The sequence below is a fragment of the Acinetobacter pittii ANC 4050 genome (genome assembly GCF_000399685.1).
In the GTDB taxonomy this organism is placed as follows: domain Bacteria; phylum Pseudomonadota; class Gammaproteobacteria; order Pseudomonadales; family Moraxellaceae; genus Acinetobacter; species Acinetobacter pittii_E.
Window position 1 is genome coordinate 2,688,389 of sequence record NZ_KB976987.1, and the last position, 17,800, is coordinate 2,706,188.

At 40.6% G+C, this 17,800-nt stretch carries 10 protein-coding genes; 6 read left to right on the forward strand and 4 right to left on the reverse strand.

Features of this window, described 5'->3' with window-relative positions:
• Positions 1 to 625: 625 nt before the first annotated feature.
• The 3 genes from recD to F931_RS16405 all read right to left on the reverse strand — a co-directional run bounded on the left by recD (position 626) and on the right by F931_RS16405 (position 9,823).
• A complete protein-coding gene (gene recD, locus F931_RS16395; RefSeq protein ID WP_016142352.1) occupies positions 626 to 2,377 on the reverse strand; it encodes an exodeoxyribonuclease V subunit alpha in 1,752 nt (583 codons plus the stop codon).
• 108 nt (positions 2,378 to 2,485) lie between these two features.
• The gene (gene recB / locus F931_RS16400; RefSeq protein WP_016142353.1) at positions 2,486 to 6,184 is read right to left on the reverse strand and encodes a UvrD-helicase domain-containing protein; all 3,699 of its coding nucleotides are present in this window, start codon (positions 6,182 to 6,184) and stop codon (positions 2,486 to 2,488) included.
• A 3-nt stretch (positions 6,185 to 6,187) separates the two neighbouring features.
• Positions 6,188 to 9,823, reverse strand: coding sequence for an exodeoxyribonuclease V subunit gamma (locus F931_RS16405; protein ID WP_016142354.1), 3,636 nt, complete (start codon positions 9,821 to 9,823; stop codon positions 6,188 to 6,190).
• A 168-nt stretch (positions 9,824 to 9,991) separates the two neighbouring features.
• On the opposite strand from F931_RS16405, the gene F931_RS16410 reads away from it, so the two are divergent.
• Positions 9,992 to 10,498 carry a hypothetical protein gene (locus F931_RS16410; protein WP_016142355.1) on the forward strand — a complete coding sequence of 169 codons (507 nt, stop codon included), beginning with the start codon at positions 9,992 to 9,994 and terminating at the stop codon, positions 10,496 to 10,498.
• A gap of 22 nt (positions 10,499 to 10,520) precedes the next feature.
• Here F931_RS16410 and F931_RS16415 read toward each other — a convergent pair whose 3' ends face one another.
• Positions 10,521 to 11,939, reverse strand: a complete 1,419-nt coding sequence (locus F931_RS16415) for a polyphosphate:AMP phosphotransferase (protein ID WP_016142356.1) — start codon at positions 11,937 to 11,939, stop codon at positions 10,521 to 10,523.
• 209 nt (positions 11,940 to 12,148) lie between these two features.
• Here F931_RS16415 and F931_RS16420 point away from each other — a divergent pair, with 209 nt between their 5' ends.
• The 5 genes from F931_RS16420 (at position 12,149) to F931_RS16440 (ending at position 17,701) form a co-directional block, all read left to right on the forward strand.
• Complete coding sequence (locus F931_RS16420; RefSeq protein WP_016142357.1) at positions 12,149 to 12,856, forward strand: DUF8198 family protein; 708 nt, start codon at positions 12,149 to 12,151, stop codon at positions 12,854 to 12,856.
• A 147-nt stretch (positions 12,857 to 13,003) separates the two neighbouring features.
• A complete protein-coding gene (ubiE, locus tag F931_RS16425) occupies positions 13,004 to 13,951 on the forward strand; it encodes a bifunctional demethylmenaquinone methyltransferase/2-methoxy-6-polyprenyl-1,4-benzoquinol methylase UbiE (protein ID WP_002114829.1) in 948 nt (315 codons plus the stop codon).
• A gap of 11 nt (positions 13,952 to 13,962) precedes the next feature.
• The gene (locus F931_RS16430) at positions 13,963 to 14,631 is read left to right on the forward strand and encodes a ubiquinone biosynthesis accessory factor UbiJ (RefSeq protein WP_016142358.1); all 669 of its coding nucleotides are present in this window, start codon (positions 13,963 to 13,965) and stop codon (positions 14,629 to 14,631) included.
• 12 nt (positions 14,632 to 14,643) lie between these two features.
• Positions 14,644 to 16,263, forward strand: a complete 1,620-nt coding sequence (gene ubiB, locus F931_RS16435) for an ABC1 kinase family protein (RefSeq protein ID WP_016142359.1) — start codon at positions 14,644 to 14,646, stop codon at positions 16,261 to 16,263.
• Positions 16,264 to 16,387: 124 nt separating this feature from the next.
• Positions 16,388 to 17,701, forward strand: coding sequence for an FAD-dependent oxidoreductase (locus F931_RS16440; RefSeq protein WP_016142360.1), 1,314 nt, complete (start codon positions 16,388 to 16,390; stop codon positions 17,699 to 17,701).
• Positions 17,702 to 17,800 lie beyond the last annotated feature (99 nt).

Below are 17,800 nucleotides of genomic sequence, written 5' to 3' on the forward strand. Positions count from 1 at the left end.
TTATTGTCGTTGGTGAGATGCTAGTCACATCCTTCTTGTTGTTTTAACTCACTTCCGTTGTTTTTGTTTCTATTTCCTTATGTGATGTATTGTGACATATCCAATTATGAAGAAAAGTAGTATTTTTCTTATCATCATGTAAGTAAAAACGTACAGGTCTGTCTAATATTTGGCAAATGGCCCCTTTTAACATTTAACGTACAGTTCTGTATAACATTTAACTTAACAATTCACAGGAAAAATGCCTGTTTTAAAAACATATTACAGATAAATATATTGATATTATTGATTTAAATCTTTACAAGAAAACATCGTGCAGATGACGCTAAAAGCGAAGTTTTGTCATACTTTTTGAAAGGCAGTGAAATTTAGAATATAAAAAAGCCCTGTAGTCTCTCCCAAAACTACAAGGCTTAGCGGCTGTAAGTTTCCTCTTTATACACCTACTTCATTGTAAGTTCGCAGTCTCTCGACTTAAGTTGTTATTATTGTGCGATTTTGCCCGACATTCCTTGCCAAGCTCGTTGTGCGTTTATAATCTCAAAAACACGGGGTGTACTCTAGCAGCAAATATCTCGAATCTATGTAAGCTTTTTCTTACAAGTGTAAAAATATTAAGTTTGGCTTAACGAACTAACCGATTAACTTTTTGAACTAACCCACTTTTTCTTGTAGTACGAACTGTAAATGCCTGTATTAAAGCCTCTTGGTCAACTAAAAGACTGACTACTTTCTTAGCTCGTGTAATCGCAGTGTAAATAAGCTCTTGGCTTAATAAGTTCTTTGCAGCCTGATCAAGAACAACAGCAGTATGGGTAAATTCAGACCCTTGCGATTTATGAATTGTTAGGGCAAAAGCACTTTGAATGCTTTTAGGCAATCGATTTGCAGCGACCCATTTATTCAAACTTGGAAAATATACTTCAAACTGCTGTGGCTGAGTTCTGTGCTCAAAGCACAAACCAATGTCTCCATTTGAAATACCGAGTTGATAATCGTTATAGGTCATCATTACTGGACGGCCCACATACCACCCTCCGACAGTCACGATTGATAACTGTTGCTGTATCCAACGCTGGGCATATTGGTTTAACTGCTGCAACCCAAACGGGCCATGACGAACAGCCGTTAAAATACGGTAGTCATCAAATGCTTTTACTACATTTTGGACCTGTTCAATCGAGCGCTCTTCTTGTAAATAGTTCTTTAGACTTTCTACATACCCTTGAAAACCGAGCATGAGCTTTTGATAATAGAGATCTAGGTCTAATTGATTGCCTTCTGGTAAATATTCAAGCTGAACCACATCGGGCATATCTGTTTGTAGATGTATGGGTTTTAATTTTGAAGCTGGAACAATATCAACTTCAAATCTCTGCAAAACTTCTACATGATCTTGTTGATGGGTTTGCGCCTGAATAAATTTAGCAGTTTGCCCAATCAATGCCCCTTCAGCGAAACGGCGACTGGTTTGTAATTGAACTCTATTGTCAGCCAATGCCTGTATTTGCTGCAAATCTGCAAGTACCGCCCCGACATCAACGGAAGCGAGCTGATTTGCATCTCCTAATAAGATAATTCGACAAGACTCGGGCACAGCTTCAAATAATAACGTTGCCAGATTTAAATCCAGCATAGAAGCTTCATCCACGACAATTACGTCATAGGGCAAAGGCTGTTTTTGATTAAACCGTGGTGTTTGGCTATGTCCCATCCCTAATAATCGGTGAATCGTTTGTGTTCCCTGATTCCTTAGCTCTTCACTAACTAATCCAGACTCAAGCAATTTAGGGTCGTTAAACGAGTTCTGTAAAGCTTCTTGCATTCGCTGTGCTGCTTTACCCGTTGGAGCGGCCATCGCCACACGAATATGCGGAATTGCCTGACTCAGCACAGCAATAATACGTGCCAGCGTATAAGTCTTACCTGTACCCGGCCCACCCGTAATAATACTCAAGCTTTGCCGAGCAACCATCTGTAAAGCTGCCTGTTGATGAGGATCGGTGAGTAGGTCCAGATAGTCTTCACAAGCTACGGGTTGAATTAATTGTTGCTTTAATCGACAAATTTGTTCTGCAAGTCGTTGCTCTAGGTGCCAATATCGGTATAATGCCAACCCCTGCTCATCGTAGACGCACGGCGCAACTTTTGAAGTTGCTTGATCAGCAGATATAGCAAGCTGACCAAGTGCTGCAATTTGCTCTGAACTGGCATCGATACAGCTATCGCCTTGTAAGCTCGCTTCAATAAGCTGCTGCAAGTAAGAAGTGGCTTCCGGCACTTGCGATTGTTCAGTAAATGGAGCCTGATTTAAGAAGCTACTCCATGTTGTTAACCAGCTTAAATCGGCTTGTTCAGAGCTATTTAGGTTGTCCACACACTTATCCACCTAGTTTTCCACACGCTTGTCCACATGGTTATAGACAGGCTTATCCACATATCAAGTATTTGTTAATCTTCAAATTACGCATTTTATCAGCATTTTTCATGCTATTTTATCCTCAGCAAAATATCCCAAAATGGCATCAAGACGAAGAATAAACTCGACGCTAGGTTCCCAATAATAGTACCCCTGCTCCGCTTCACCATTCATACCACGTAAATAAAGATAAGTTGCCCCACCTAAATGTTGTTCAATTTGGTAATTCTGCATTTTGACTTGCAAATAACGATGTAATGCAACGAGATATAAACCTGCTTGTAGCCAGTAACTTGCTAAAGACATGCTTTGGGCAATGCTGTCGCTACGATAATCTGCAAGATCATCCCCTAAGTAATTACTTTTATAATCGGCAATGTGGTAACGCTGACCATCAAAATAAACCAAATCGATAGAACCATTGAGGTAACGCGCTGATCGAGCCTCCAGTAACTCCGGCATATTCAATCCATACTCAGCGAAGAGCTGCTGAATACGTGTCATTGCTAAAACCCGATCTGAGAGTGCCAAATAAAAAGGAAACTCTGACAAATACTGATCTTGTTGGAGCTGGTTTAATCGAAAGCCTTGAGAAAGCGGTGTTCGCAAAATATCTTTTAACCACTCTGCAACTGACTGGTAAAGCAGATTTTCGGCATCTTCCTCTTCTGGGAAGCTCTCGTTATATTTAATGAGTAAATCTTGCCAAAGGCTACTATAGTCATTTTTAAAACGACGACGTATTTCTATGACCCAGTCATCTGAACATTGAAAATCAATATGTTCAAATATTTCATGCAAGAAATTACCGGCAAGCACTCCTCTAGGAAAGTTATTCTTTATCCAGTCAATCGGCTGAGCACTGATTGCTTCAGCAGTATGAATTAAGTCCAACTCATCTTCTGCCAATACAGCATCATTGCTCTGGCTGGCCAATAAATCTGTGCCAGCCTTATGTTTTAAATGCTGTGCCAAGTAACTGAAACTGGTTTTCCCTCTCGAATAAAAACGTTGTTCAGGAAACCGTTTTGCTTGTATTTCAATAACACTGGTTTGCTTGGTTAAATGAATTGCTTGTGGAGTCTGTTCCAAAACCATTTCATCCGTACAGCAACGGTGTTGAAAAGGTTCAGCTCTATTTTTCCAAAATGCTAGGCCTGATACCGATTTACCATCAATATCTTGTAAAACAGCATAGACGCGATGGCTTGCTCGCGTTAAAGCGACATACCAAAGACGATTCTGTTCAGCGAGCGCTCGCTCCTCATGTTGCTTAAGTTCAATCTCATTCAAATAAGTTTTGTCAGCAATCGCAACGACACGTTGAGTCAAAGTCTGGTTTGAGTCTGGTTTGACAATATCTTGGGTTGAAAAATTGAGTGTTTTATTATTTTCTCGAAAGGGCTTATCTGCACCTAATAAAAATACAATCTTAAATTCCAGTCCTTTCGACTGGTGAATAGTCATGAGCTGAACACCAGCTTCGCTCGATAATTTACGTTCTAACTCCCAATCACGATCAAGAGGAGAACGCAACTGTTTGAGATACCAGTGATAAAGGTTCTGAGCGCCTGAGTATTTTTCACTGTGCTGACTCAAAATTTCAGTTAAATGACGCAAGTTCACCACAACCCGTTCATTATCTTTACTTTGAGCTGCAACCAAATTTTGCCATATATCAAACTGGATGAGGCATTGTTGCCATGCCACTAAAAAGCCTTGAGCAGACCACAACTCTCTAATAGTGTCAAAACCAGTCATAAACTGGCTTAACCCTTCGGCTGTCTGCTCAAGTTGTAAGAGTTGTTTTAAATCCATGGCAAATAGACGGCTAATTAAAGCTCGTTTTACTTTTGCCTCATCGTAAGGATGAAGTATGGCGGTCAGCAAAGCCCCCACGTCTTGAGCAATCGAGCAATCGAAAACACTGCGTTTTGATGGCCTGTTAACACGAATTCCTAAACGTTCTAGCTCAAATTGAACTTTATCCAGCCCATCATGATTACGAGACAATACCGCAATATCATCTTCGTTTAAGGTTTGAGTCTGAGCATCTTTTTGAAAATATAGTTGTCCAGCATGTGACTGGTTAAGTAGATCTCGAATCTTCCATGCAACTTGCTGAGCCTCTGTTTCTTTATCTTTGAGCATCAACCAGCGTAAAGGGTGAGGATTATGATTGTTCTGCTCAATTAATACAGGATGAGGCCGAGTTCCTGCTCGAATTGGGTCATATTGAACTTCTTCACCAAAGTCGATTTGCCTTTGAAATAAGGCATCGACCACTTCAACCAGATCAGCAACAGAACGATGGTTATGAATTAACTTATACTCACGACCATGTTTGGCTTGAATATCTTTATAGGCATTTAAGAAGGTGAGCATATCCCCACCGCGGAAACCGTAAATCGCCTGTTTACGGTCACCCACCATAATCATGCAACCTTTTTTATAGCGCTCTGGATGGCGCCAAATGCTCGCCAGCATGTCGTCTTGATCTTGGTTGGTATCCTGAAATTCATCAACCAAAATTAAGGGATATCGAGCCTGCACAAATACAGCAAAACGTTGCCCCTGCTCACCTTTTAAAGCTTCAGAAAGTGTACGAATTTGCTGAGAAAAAGTAGTTTCACCTTTATTTTGTAAAACCTGTGGTAAGCGTTTTTTAACCTCTACACATAAATAGGCTTTTAAATAAATATGAAGCTGGTCGAACTGCTCGGCGTAATTTTTCAGCACACCAAAAAGCTTCTGAATTTGCTGAATACAGGGATGCTGATAGAAACCCTCTGAGATTTCAGCAGGACATTTCTTAAAAACTTTTTGATCGGCAAGTTGACCTAAAAACTTAAAAACAAGTTCTCGTTGTGCGGCTAATGACCCGTCAAAAACTAAAATAATGTCGCTTTGCTTCAGAACTTGTAGTAGCTGCGGTAAACATTCACTAAATAGTTTATTAAATGCCCCATTTCTAAATACTGTCCCGCTCACATGTTTATAGTGCTCGCCATCAAGCAAGTAATATGCTTCTAAGAGGCTGATATCAATTTCTGTCGCTAATTGTTTGAGCTGGGCAAGTTGTTCAAATTGAATGGTTGGTTTTTCGGGAAGTTTAAAATGAGCCGAACTAAAATTAAGTGAATCTTCGACCAGTTTAACAAAACTATCAACACTCTTAAGCTCACCTGCCAAATACAACGCATCAATCACGGTTTGAGGTTGAGACTGTATCCATTCACGCAGTACATCATGGATCAGTTGCCGACTATAAGTTTTGGCATCATCGGTAATTTGAGCGCGTTCAATTTTGCCACTCTCAAAAGCAAACTCACGTAATAGTTTTTGGCTAAAGCTATCGAGTGTCCCAACAAATAACTCGTCTAATTGATCTATAACCAGTTTCAAACGTTCACACGCATAGGCAATACGTGTCGCAAAATGCTTTAGAATATGCTGGAGTAATAAGTCAGGTTCTTGCTCTGCCTGCGTAAGTAATTCTTGTTCTGTAAAATTACGCTTGGCATCTAAATAACGGTACGTTTCAACCAAACGTGCACGAATACGGCTTTTTAACTCGGCAGCAGCAGCACGGGTAAACGTGGTCGCAATGACTTGTCTAGGCAAGTATTTTTCAAGAAAGATACGGACCATCAAACTTGATAAGGTATAGGTTTTTCCTGTACCTGCGGAAGCTTCAATTAAGTGTAAGCCACTAAATTCAATATCAATAATAGGTTGATAAGACACCTGTACTCTTGAGTTCATGCCTTACTCCGAATGTTGAAATTGAAAAACCGGATGATACAAATCATACGCAAACTCATCACAAGCATGTTGAAGCAAAGCTTGCGCATCTTGTTCTTGCAAAATAAAGCTCCAGTCTTGATGCAACTTGCAAGCTTCATTTTGAGTCATATCCATTGTGGTAAATGACCCTGTCTCATTCCAGTATTTTAACAGCTCTGTATAGCTCTTCTCATCCAGTTTTGCTTTTTCTGTCTGATTTGTTGTTTCCCACTGATATGCTTTAGCTTTTTCTAGCGGCTTTAATAATAAGGCTGCTGGTAAAACCAAAGGTTGTTGCTGTGCATGGCGCCAGATTTTAAACCATGGCTGTAAATATTGCCGAGCTTGCTCAGAACTTATGCCACTACAAATTACGGTTTGATCGCTAAAAACCACAATACGGCGTTTTTCAGCCCCTGCACTTCCCTCATTTAAGTAAGCTAACCAAAGTAGATATTCTAACCAGACTTTAGCGCGTCTTTTTGCCCGAGCGCTTGAAGGCTCCATACTCACCCAATCCCGAGTTTCAGACTTCGGAACTGTAATATTCATATGAAGCTGTTTAGCAATTCGCCAAATACGCTGAGTCGTTGGTGTTACTGCTGGTGCATAATGGTGAAGACGTTCAAGTAAACACTCTTGCTCAAACACACCTTGTTGCCATGCGCTATATTTGACTTTGCCTACAGGTAACTGATCAATTAATACTTCAGGTTGTGCTTGCTGTTCAGATTGCTGTAAAAAATATCGAATTGTATAGCGCCCTAAACCATCTAATAATAAAGGTTCATTTTGGTCGAGCACTCCGACACTTCCTAAGTTTTCTACCCCTAAAGTTTTCAAATATAACCGTGCTGGGAATGTCACATCTTGTATCCACTGCCGGCTTTCTAAAACCAAGATATCAGGTATTTGTAGCGGATAGGTCGTGTTCGCCCAAGGTTGTCGGTTTCCTGAGACTTGCTGAATTTGTGTAGCGACCTTAAACCAGTGATCTTGATAACGAATAACACGTTTCTCTACAGTAAATCCTTTCGGGTCAAAAGGCTGTAAATCATGGAAGTGATAGAGTTGTTTTAATTGTGAAGGAATCTCAATCCCTTCAACAACTATATTTTCAGGTGCATCATTTTCAGCTTTCACAATTAAGGCAAGATGCTCACGGAACTCTTGAAGAATACTTGAAGGTTCACGCACTTCGCCATCGTTCACATCAAAGCCGTTATAAAACAGCCATAAATTTTCTTGGGCTAATAATAAAGCATCTAAAAAAGCACCTTGATCATCTTCAAGTCGAGAGCGGTCACCTAACTGTTGGCGCAGTGCATCCATTAAATCAAATGGAACGTGTGTATCACGGTTTGGAAATTGCCCTGCATCAAGATTTAACATGACCTTTAAGCGATAAGGTAACGGCCGAATATGTCCAATTTGGGCGAAGGTAATCTGCCCTGTCGGTTCAGCTTGTGCACTTTGACTTTCTAAAGTCCGTTGAATTTCTTCAATAATATAAGGCAGAGGCAAGGTAATTTTGCGCAAAGTTCCTGTTTCTGTCTCGGCGTAATAACTTGCGAGTGTCAACATTCGTTCTTGTTTTTTAACAATTTCCCGCACAGCCTTTAAAGCTGCAACACCGACCTGCTCAAATTCAACAATATCTTTGCCTAGCACTTGAAGCCAATATTCAACCGTATAGACTTTCCCTTGTTCATGTAGAGTTAACCAATCACGGCGCTCATTCAAATCCTGATAAATCTGAATAAGTGTACCAATCAACTCAAAATCACTGGGCTGAACTTTGGCATAACTCAAGACCTGATTGAACGTTGCATGTACAGGCACAGCAATGCCAAGGGCCAATCGCTCTAATGCAAATTTAAAGCTATATCGGTAATCGTCATCCCCTTCACATAAACTGCGTTTGAGATGCTCTGCATCTAGCCCTCGTTTAAAGCCCGCATCGGCAAGTAAATTTAAAATTCGCTCAACCTGAACATACTCAAGTTCATAACGTTGCTGGGTCGCATGCAAACTTAACCAGTCAGCAAAATCATCAAAGCTAAAACGCCCCTGCATCAGTTGAATACGCCCAATCACGGCACGCCATGCATTAAGTGCATCAAGTGAAGCAACACCTGCGATTTTCACAGGCAAATGCACACCCTGTTCAGTAGCAGTAGCGGGAAATACACTTCGAATTAGAGGCTCAATATCAGCCAAATTAGGAACTAAAACTAAAATATCGTTTGGACGGCGCGGCTGCTCATGCGGTTTAGCCAACCAACAGATTAATTGCTCTTTTAATACTTCAAGCTGACGTAAAGTCGAATGACAAACATGAATCTGAATCGAGTCATCATCTGGGTCAAGTTCATATTGTTTCGCTTGCGGTTCTACCAAATGTAAAATATCTGACTGAACTTTACCGAGTAAACTTTCAGGAAAATCATCTACAAAAGCATCTACCCACTTACCTTCTTCGCCCGTGGACAAATTTGATAATAGCGAAAAGTGGTCGCGGGCTTGCTTACCCAATCTGGTTAAAAGCGGATGTCTGGACTCACGCGCTTCAGCATTAAAGTTGAGTGTGAATTTATTAAAAAACTCTCTAATTTCAGTGTCTGTAGCCTTCGGATTTTTCGCAATAAACCGCTCTTTTACCCCTAAGTCATATCGCTGCTTCCAGAGTGGATCGACACTATCAGCCCAATATTCTTGTGAAGGGTTATAGTGCAAAATCAGCACATCAACGTATTGTCCTAAACGGCGCAAAAACTGTAATTGGCTTGGCGGTAAATCTAACAACGTAAAGATCACCACTTGATTAGGTAATCTTGAAATAGCACGCTTACTGCGGTCCGGATGATCTAATTCTTGCCAAAACAACTCATCGATTTGCTGCATCTGCAAAAAGTCATCATGAAAATGTTGTTGCCATAACCAACGCTGCCAACGTTCTAGCTCTTGCGTTTGATGCAATGCAAAAGCAGTCACTTCTTCATCTTTTTGTACAATATATTTTTCAATATCTAGTGATCGGCCCTGCCCCCAAGCAGACAACCAGTTTTCTGGGCAAGTACAACTATTTTCACAACCACGCTGGCACTGTCCCCGATAAATCATATAGTTGCTAAATAGATCGGCAACCTGCTCAGCGACCCAGTACAACATTTTTTGTTTTTTTAATTGTTTATCTATGCCTTGTTCGAGTCGATCTGCGCTGTCATAAATACGCTGAACAATAGAATGTAATGGATGCGACGTGTCGATGCTCATCGTGTCAGGTTGAATAAATTCGTGTAAAGCCTGATGCACCCGCCATTTAAAAATCAAACGCGGGATGTTCGCTTTACGGACCTGCTCTTTATGCGCAGTTAAAACTTGCTGATAGGCAAACCATTGGAAACCTCGTACCCGTTGGTGAAACTGGTAATTGGCACTCATGCCTTGCTGTTCTGCAAGTTTTTGTATCAGCCACTGCTCGACCGCAGGACTTGGAACAATAAAATGTTGGGTTTTCAAAACCTGTAATGGATGCGTTGAAGCTTGAGATGTAGACGCCAATACACCTTGCAACAACACATCAATACGTTGACTTTGAATAACATGGATCCCCATTTATTTCATATCCTGCTTGCATAATTTATGCACAAAATCATAAACATTCATTACTATACAACTGAATCTGACTATGTCACGTTGGTTTAAACACAGCATAATTTAACTTAAGGTGTCACTTTCACTTGGTTTGAATGACGCCATCAAGAACTTATACAGGTAGACATTATGAAAATTGACAAGATTCCTGACTATATTGATCCTAGCCTAAATCTGGAACAAATTCGCGATGAGTGCCATGATCTCATCAAAAAAAGAGCATACGTCTCAGCCGGAGCGGCAATTGTACCGATTCCTTTTTTTGACGTGGCGGTAGATTTGGGAATTTTGTCGCACCTGATTCCAGATATCAATTCCCGTTTTGGTTTAGCACCTGAACACGTGAGCGTTTATGACCCAAAAACTAAAACCATTCATTGGGATGAGTTACGTAAACGCGGTTTTGAATTTTCAGGTTTTGTAGTCGCACGTACTACCGTTAAAAAAACATTTAACGGCTTTTTGGGCAAAATCGTAACAAAACAGGTGACTAAATTTATACCGCTAGGCGGACAAATTGTAGCAGCAAGTTTAGGTTATTTCATGATGAAAAAAATAGCAGAAACTCATCTGAATGACAGTTATAACCTTGCAAAACGTATTCAGCAAAAAAGCCGTGGCACAATTGTAAATTAATATGTGCATTTTAGCTGAGAGCTTAATCTGCTCTCAGCTGTTTTAAAACTGCTCTTAATACTTCCAGACGCGCCGTATATTTATCGTCAGTTGCGACGATATACCAAGGTGCGTAGTCAGTACTGGTCCGCTCAAACATATCTGCGGCGGCTTTTAAATACTCGTCCCACTTATCACGATTACGCCAATCTTCTGCGGTAATTTTAAAACGTTTATGCGGTGTCTCTTCTCTGGCCTTAAAACGCTGCTCTTGTTCGTCTTTACTAATCGCCAGCCAAATTTTTACTACAACCGTTTGACTATCAAATAAATCCTTTTCAAAGCGGTTAATTTCATCATAAGCACGCTGCCATTCTAAAGGCGAAGCAAATCCTTCAACACGTTCAACGAGTACGCGCCCATACCATGTCCGGTCAAAAATCGTAATTTTTTCGGCTTCATTAATGCGGTTCCAAAAACGCCATAAGTAAGGATGCCGAGCTTCAAAGCGTTCAGGTGCACCAATACAATGAATATCGTATTCACGTGGGTCTAAGTTTTTAACAATTCGCTTAATCGCCCCACCTTTACCGGCAGCATCCATACCTTCAAAAGCAATCACGACATTGCGTTTATCAAAACGCATGGCATCAGCAATTTTCTTACTCAGTTTATCGAGCTCTTTTTTATATTCAGCTTTTTCAAGTGGTGCATTAGAAGGTTTTAATAAACTCTCTGGAATTTTAGCCTGCTGCCATTTTCCTTTAACTTCGGTTTCATGCTCTGGAAGTTGACGCATATGTTGTAAAAGGTATTGAGCAAAAAACTGATCACGCTGTTTTTCATCTTCACCATCAATAATGTACCAATCGTCGGTAAAGCGACGGCGTAACTTTTGCAAAGTGTCATATTGTTTTTTATTACGCCAGTCTAGGCCGTGAAGCTTATGCCAATGTTGCTCTGACGGGTCTATTTTGTCTAAACGTTTTTGTAGTGATTTCCATGAAAGATCAAACCAGACTTTAATAACATCGACATAGTTATTTTTTAAATCTTGCTCAAATGCCCGCATATTTTCAATGTATTCATCAAAGCGCGCTTCATCTAAAGGTTCGGAAACATGTGTCGCGGTGACTAATAAATCGCTATACCAGTTGCCGAACATCACCACAATTTGTCCTTCAGTCGGAATAAACGCTGAGTAAGATTGCCAAAATGCCTCATTGTCCGTCAGCACACGTGGCGCGTCTGCTTTAACTCTTAAATATCGTGGATCTAGCCATTCACGAAGTTGCTTAACGGCTTCGCCTTTTCCAGCCAGTTCAATACCACTCATTAAAATGAGTGTGCTTTTAGCATTAAGTTTTCCCCGACTTTCTTTTAACGCATATTGTGCTTCAATCAAGTCGACTGAAAGTTGTTCTTCATCACGAATCTCAAATTTTGGTTGTTGTTCACTCATAGTCCACAGCTCTAATCTTTTATTGTTTAATTTCGATGATCTTTAACTTATGCGGTTAATTGATGAATTGCTATACAAATTATGTCATTGCGACAAAAATCTGCCTAATAATTGACGCATGAATCATTTTTTTTACATCTACTCGCCATAGTACAAGGTTACAATGCCTTTTATGATTTTTTGCAAATAGCCCAATATTAGAGCCTTAAATGTCTAAACTCGCTGCTTTTGATGATCTTTTACAACAATATAAAACATTTAATTATCACGATAATCCTGTGCTTGCCCAACGTTTGCAAGATGTACAAACATGGCTAAAAGAGCGGATGAAAGATACGCATCACGACTTTTTTAATTTGCCAGCGCATAAGCTCATGTCAGAGTACTTTTTAAATCGTTTATATGGCGGTCCAGAGTTTGATGCCTTGGCAGCTCAAATTGAACGCCTATTGAAATATGCGCATAAAGCCGAAAAAGTTTTACCTGAAAATGCAATTAAAACAGGCACTAAATCGGTAAGTTTAGCTGTACTTGCCACTCGACTTGATGAGCAAGTAGCAATGCAACTTCTTGAGGACTATCCGGCAGACACCGTACTCACTGATGAGATTATGCGTTTAACCCTAATCAAGCTCGATCAGGCAGAAGCGCGTTATCAACAGCTTGCCCTCCTTGATGATTTAGGAGCAGCGCTCGATAAGTACATGCGCTCATTTATGATGTTTACTGCTTTTAAAATGTGTAAAGGTATTGCCCAAAAATATCACTTCGAATTGATGTATGATTTCATTCAAGATGGTTTTAGTGCGATGAAACCGTTAAAATCAGCCGAGACCTTTATCAAGACTTTTACTGAAAAAGAACGCCATATTATTGAAAATGTACATTCAGGGCATCCGAATCCGTTTAGAGTGTGATAAGGTCGGCACATAGAAAAACTCAACCTCGCGAAGTTGAGATTTTATTCATTATATTTGCATGATGATGCCTGTAAAAATAGACAAAATCTGTCATCATGCAGAACTTATTCCGTTTCACTTGAGTTTGAGTCTAGGAGAGACAATATGTCTAACGAAAACCAAAAGCCAACATCTCCAACTGAGCAGGCACAAAGTTCAGACAAAGTTAGCCCATTCCTAAGCTCACCTTTACCGCAAGGTACACCTCAAGGGCAACAACAAACTTTACAGCAAACCTTAACAGATACGCCTGTTAACGGTTCTGTACCGAAATATAATTTACCACGTGGTGCTGGCAATACTGGCAACGTTGGTGAAACGACACACTTTGGTTACTCAACTGTTAGAACTGAAGATAAAGCACAAAAAGTAGCAGAAGTTTTCCACTCGGTTGCAAGCAAATATGACTTGATGAATGACTTGATGTCATTTGGTATTCACCGTTTGTGGAAGCGTTTTGCAATTAACATGTCTGGTGTTCGCCGTGGTCAACACGTGTTGGATATTGCGGGTGGTACAGGCGACTTAGCAAAAGTATTTAGCCGTGAAGTTGGTCCTCAAGGCCATGTCGTACTTTCAGACATTAACGAATCTATGCTTAATGTTGGCCGTGACCGTTTAATTGATGCGGGCTGTACCAATGTTGATTTCGTTCTTGCCAATGCAGAAACTTTAGAGCCTTTTGCAGATAACAGCTTTGACCTTGTCACCATTAGCTTTGGCTTACGTAACGTGACAGATAAAGATGCAGCACTTGCGTCTATGTTCCGTGTATTAAAACCAGGTGGTCGTTTACTCATTCTTGAATTTTCTAAGCCTGTATTTGAGCCATTTTCAAAACTTTATGACCTCTACTCATTCACCGCTTTACCGATTATGGGTAAATTGGTTGCCAATGATTCAGAAAGTTATAAATATTTAGCTGAATCAATTCGTATGCATCCAGACCAACGTACTTTAAAAGGTATGATGGAAAATGCTGGCTTCCAGAACTGTGACTATCACAACCTTACTGCAGGTATCGTTGCCGTTCACCGTGGCTTTAAACTGTAAGGGATAAAGATATGTGGTCGATTCTGGCACTCGGTGCAGTCGAACGTATCATTCATCATCTGATCGATCTGGATGCGGTTACACGCATTCAGCTTAATCAGTTACAGGGCAAAATGTTGCGTGTTGTAATTGATAGCCCGCAGCTTTCTGTCGATGTATTCTTTGACCAAGAAAAAGTACGTCTTGAACCTACTGCAACAGGACACAGCGAAAAACCTTCTATTTTTGAACAGCGCCCTTTTGATGCCCAATTCAAAATTTCTGAAGCAACTGCAACTTTGCATGTTAAAGATGTTGTCGAACTAATTAAATTATTAGTCAGCGATCCAGACCAGATTGGCAATATTCCATTGCAAGGTGACTACCACCTGCTACAGGATATTCAAAAGATTATGCAGCAAGCTGAACCCGATTTAGCTGCGCATTTATCTAGATGGGTAGGTCCTCAACTCGCCCACGAAATTGGCAAGATTCAACTTGCACCAAAACATTTAAAACGCTCTCTTCAAAGTCATCTATTTTTTGCAGAAGACGCATTAAAAGAAGATAGCGGCCTATTTGCCCCTCGCTGGGAAATGGACGACTTAACTCAAGCCACTCGCAAGCTTAATCAAGACATTGACCGTCTAGAAGCAAGATTGCAGCAACTCAATGCACAACTACAACCCTCTCAAGACTAGGTAAGACTGTATATGATTCCGCACGTTTCACGTTTACTCGAACTTTGGCGTATTGCAGCGCACTATAGACTCGATACGTTGTTCCCTGCGGATGAATTACCAGTTAAAGCTCAGCATGCATTAAATATTATTAAAATGCATCCAGCTGCATGGTCGAGTCGTGAACGTAAAAATCCTTTAAAGCTCAAAGAAGCTTTAGAAGATATGGGACCACTTGCAATCAAGCTCGGTCAATTACTCTCTACTCGCCGTGACTTGATTCCACCTGAGGTACTCGCTCAGCTGGTTTTACTTCAAGATCAAGTAAAGCCTTTTGATGGAGAGGTTGCCAAACAGCGTATTCAAGATTCGTTAAAAGCCGATGTTAATACATTGTTTGCTCGCTTTGATGATCAGCCATTAGCTGCCGCATCAATTGCCCAAGTGCATACTGCTGCGTTGCATGATGGTCGCGAAGTTGTGGTTAAAGTGACTCGCCCTGACATTCGCAATCAAATTTTGCAAGATTTTGAAATTTTGGCATGGTTAGGCAACACACTAGAAAGCCGCCTTGAAGCTGCTCGTGCATTGCATCTCACCGAAATTATTCAAGACTACCGCCAGATCATTTTAAATGAGCTAGACTTGAGTATTGAGGCAGATAACACCCGCCGTATGCGCCATTACTTTACTGGCTCAACCATGATGTATGTGCCTGAAGTGTACATGGACACAAAAGATGTCATGGTGGCTGAGCGTATTACGGGTGTGCCTATTTCAGACACAGCAACCTTTGACCGTTTAGGCATGGATCGCGCCCAACTTGCAGAAAAAGGATTAACCATTTTCTTTACGCAAGTCTTCCGCGATAACTTTTTCCATGCTGACATGCACCCCGGTAATGTCTTTGTAGAAACCATTAACCCAAGCAATCCACGCTTTATTGCACTGGACTGTGCGATTATGGGTGAGCTATCTAAACACGACCAAATGACAGTTGCTCGCATGTTGCTGGCTGTGATGAACAGCAACTTTATGCAGCTTATTCAAATTGTGCATCAAGCTGGCTGGATTCCACCGGGTACAGATCAAGACGCGTTAGCACGTGAAATGCGCCGCACTGTTGGGCCAATGGTGTCAAAACCAATGGATCAGCTTGATTTTGCAGGTATCTTAATTCAAGTCATGGATATTGCTCGACGCTTCCATTTAGAAATTCCGCCACAACTCATGCTGCTACTCAAAACTTTAGTACATGTAGAAGGCTTAGGTACTGACCTTTATCCGCAGCTTGACATCTGGAAATTGGCAAAACCAATTTTGACGGAATGGGTCAAATCCAACATGAACCCAGTCAAAAATGTAAAAGAGCTTGGTCAGCAATTACCAGATTTGCTTTTAGGCGCTCAAGATTTCCCAAGTTTAATTATTGATAGCTTAAATGGTTTAAAAAATCAGTCTGCTTGGCAAGATCGTCAGTTACGTGAAATTCAGCAACTTCGTTTGCAAATGGAACATCAACAACGCCGTAGCTGGATGTTCGGTAGTAGCATGTTGATTTTACTGACTATTGCGATTATTAGCCCTTGGTTTGTTTCGATTATTCTGATTGTGCTGAGTAGTTTATTAGCACTTTGGCGCATCTTGAAATAAGTTTAAAATCCCTTGCCAGTGCAAGGGATTTTTTTATGAAAAAACTTTAATTTTAAAAAAATTTATAGCTCAACTATTCGTTCATTGCTAAATTGAACCTATAAATGCTTCAAAAGAATAAACAATGAAAACACCTCATTTTGCCATTATCGGTGCTGGTACAGCAGGTTTAGCTACGGCGATTTTACTTGCCCGTGAAGGCAATAACGTTACAATTTTTGAACAAGTTGATGAGTTATCTCCGGTCGGTGCTGGTTTATTGCTACAACCCGCGGGCTTAGCCGTATTTGAACATTTAGGTGTGCTCGACAAAGCCTTAACATTAGGTGCGAGAGTCACAGGCTTAGAAGGACAACTTCCAGATAAGCATCTTTTAGTAAACAGCCATTATCATGAAGCATCAGCAAATCTTTATGGTTTAGGTATACACCGTGCCACTTTATGTCATGTGCTCACACAAAAGCTGAGCGAATATTCAAGCCAAATTACTTGGTGTATGAGCCACTCTGTTGAAAGCTTTGAAGAACATACCAATGAAGTTCGGCTATTCGGCATGCATCAAACCCATAAGTTTGAGGCTCGCTTTGATGCTATACTTATTGCCAACGGTGCGCGTAGTCAATTAAGACCTAAAGCATGGGTAAAGGTCGATCAAGCCTACCCGTGGGGTGCGGCATGGAGTATCGTGCCTGAGTGCCAAGTGCTCGATTCTGAAATTCTGCATCAATTTTATGATCGCTCGAAAATTATGATGGGAATTCTTCCTACAGGAGCAATTCCAACTGAACCTCATCAGCGTCTTTCAAGTGTTTTTTGGAGCTTACCTACACCACAACTACAAAGCTTTTTGCAAGATGAACAGGCTAAACAAACTTGGTTAAAGCAAGTCTCAGAACGCTGGCCCAAGGTTGCAGAATGGCTGAAAGAAATTTTGTATAACAGTCAAACTCAACCTAAATGGTTATCTGCAAACTACCGTGATGTAGTCATGAATCAATTTGGGCAAGGTCGAATTGGTGTAATTGGAGATGCAGCTCATGCGATGAGCCCGCAATTAGGACAAGGGGCTAATATGGCATTATTGGATGCTTGGGCTTTTTCTCAATCATTGCAACAAGCTCAAAAGAACCAAAATATTGATTGGCCCCTACTCTGGCAACATTATCACCAGCTTCGCCGTTCATCTACCCAGTTTTATCAAGTTCTCAGTCGTTTACTAACACCACTTTATCAATCTGACCATTGGTGGGCTGGGGGTTTAAGAGATTTAGTTTTCCCTTGGATGTATCAAATCCCTTATTTTCGAAAAGAAATGGCGATCACGATTTCAGGCTTAAAGACTGGCCCATTTCAACAACTTGATTATGATCGAGTAGCTCAATTGCCTAAAGAAAAAAGTACTTTTAATTTAAAAAGTGAATCTCTATCTGACTTTTAAAAGTAATCGTATTCAAGCTACTCATTACGCTGACAAAGACAAAAAGGACAAAGAATTTTTCCTAAAACTGACGTTGATGCCGTACACTATACAAGCTAT

Coding starts and splice junctions, on each gene's coding strand:
- ubiE (WP_002114829.1), top strand. CDS start 13,004: ATGTCTAACGAAAACCAAAAGCCAACATCTCCAACTGAGCAGGCACAA.
- F931_RS16410 (WP_016142355.1), top strand. CDS start 9,992: ATGAAAATTGACAAGATTCCTGACTATATTGATCCTAGCCTAAATCTG.
- F931_RS16420 (WP_016142357.1), top strand. CDS start 12,149: ATGTCTAAACTCGCTGCTTTTGATGATCTTTTACAACAATATAAAACA.
- F931_RS16415 (WP_016142356.1), bottom strand. CDS start 11,939: ATGAGTGAACAACAACCAAAATTTGAGATTCGTGATGAAGAACAACTT.
- F931_RS16440 (WP_016142360.1), top strand. CDS start 16,388: ATGAAAACACCTCATTTTGCCATTATCGGTGCTGGTACAGCAGGTTTA.
- ubiB (WP_016142359.1), top strand. CDS start 14,644: ATGATTCCGCACGTTTCACGTTTACTCGAACTTTGGCGTATTGCAGCG.
- recB (WP_016142353.1), bottom strand. CDS start 6,184: ATGAACTCAAGAGTACAGGTGTCTTATCAACCTATTATTGATATTGAA.
- F931_RS16405 (WP_016142354.1), bottom strand. CDS start 9,823: ATGGGGATCCATGTTATTCAAAGTCAACGTATTGATGTGTTGTTGCAA.
- F931_RS16430 (WP_016142358.1), top strand. CDS start 13,963: ATGTGGTCGATTCTGGCACTCGGTGCAGTCGAACGTATCATTCATCAT.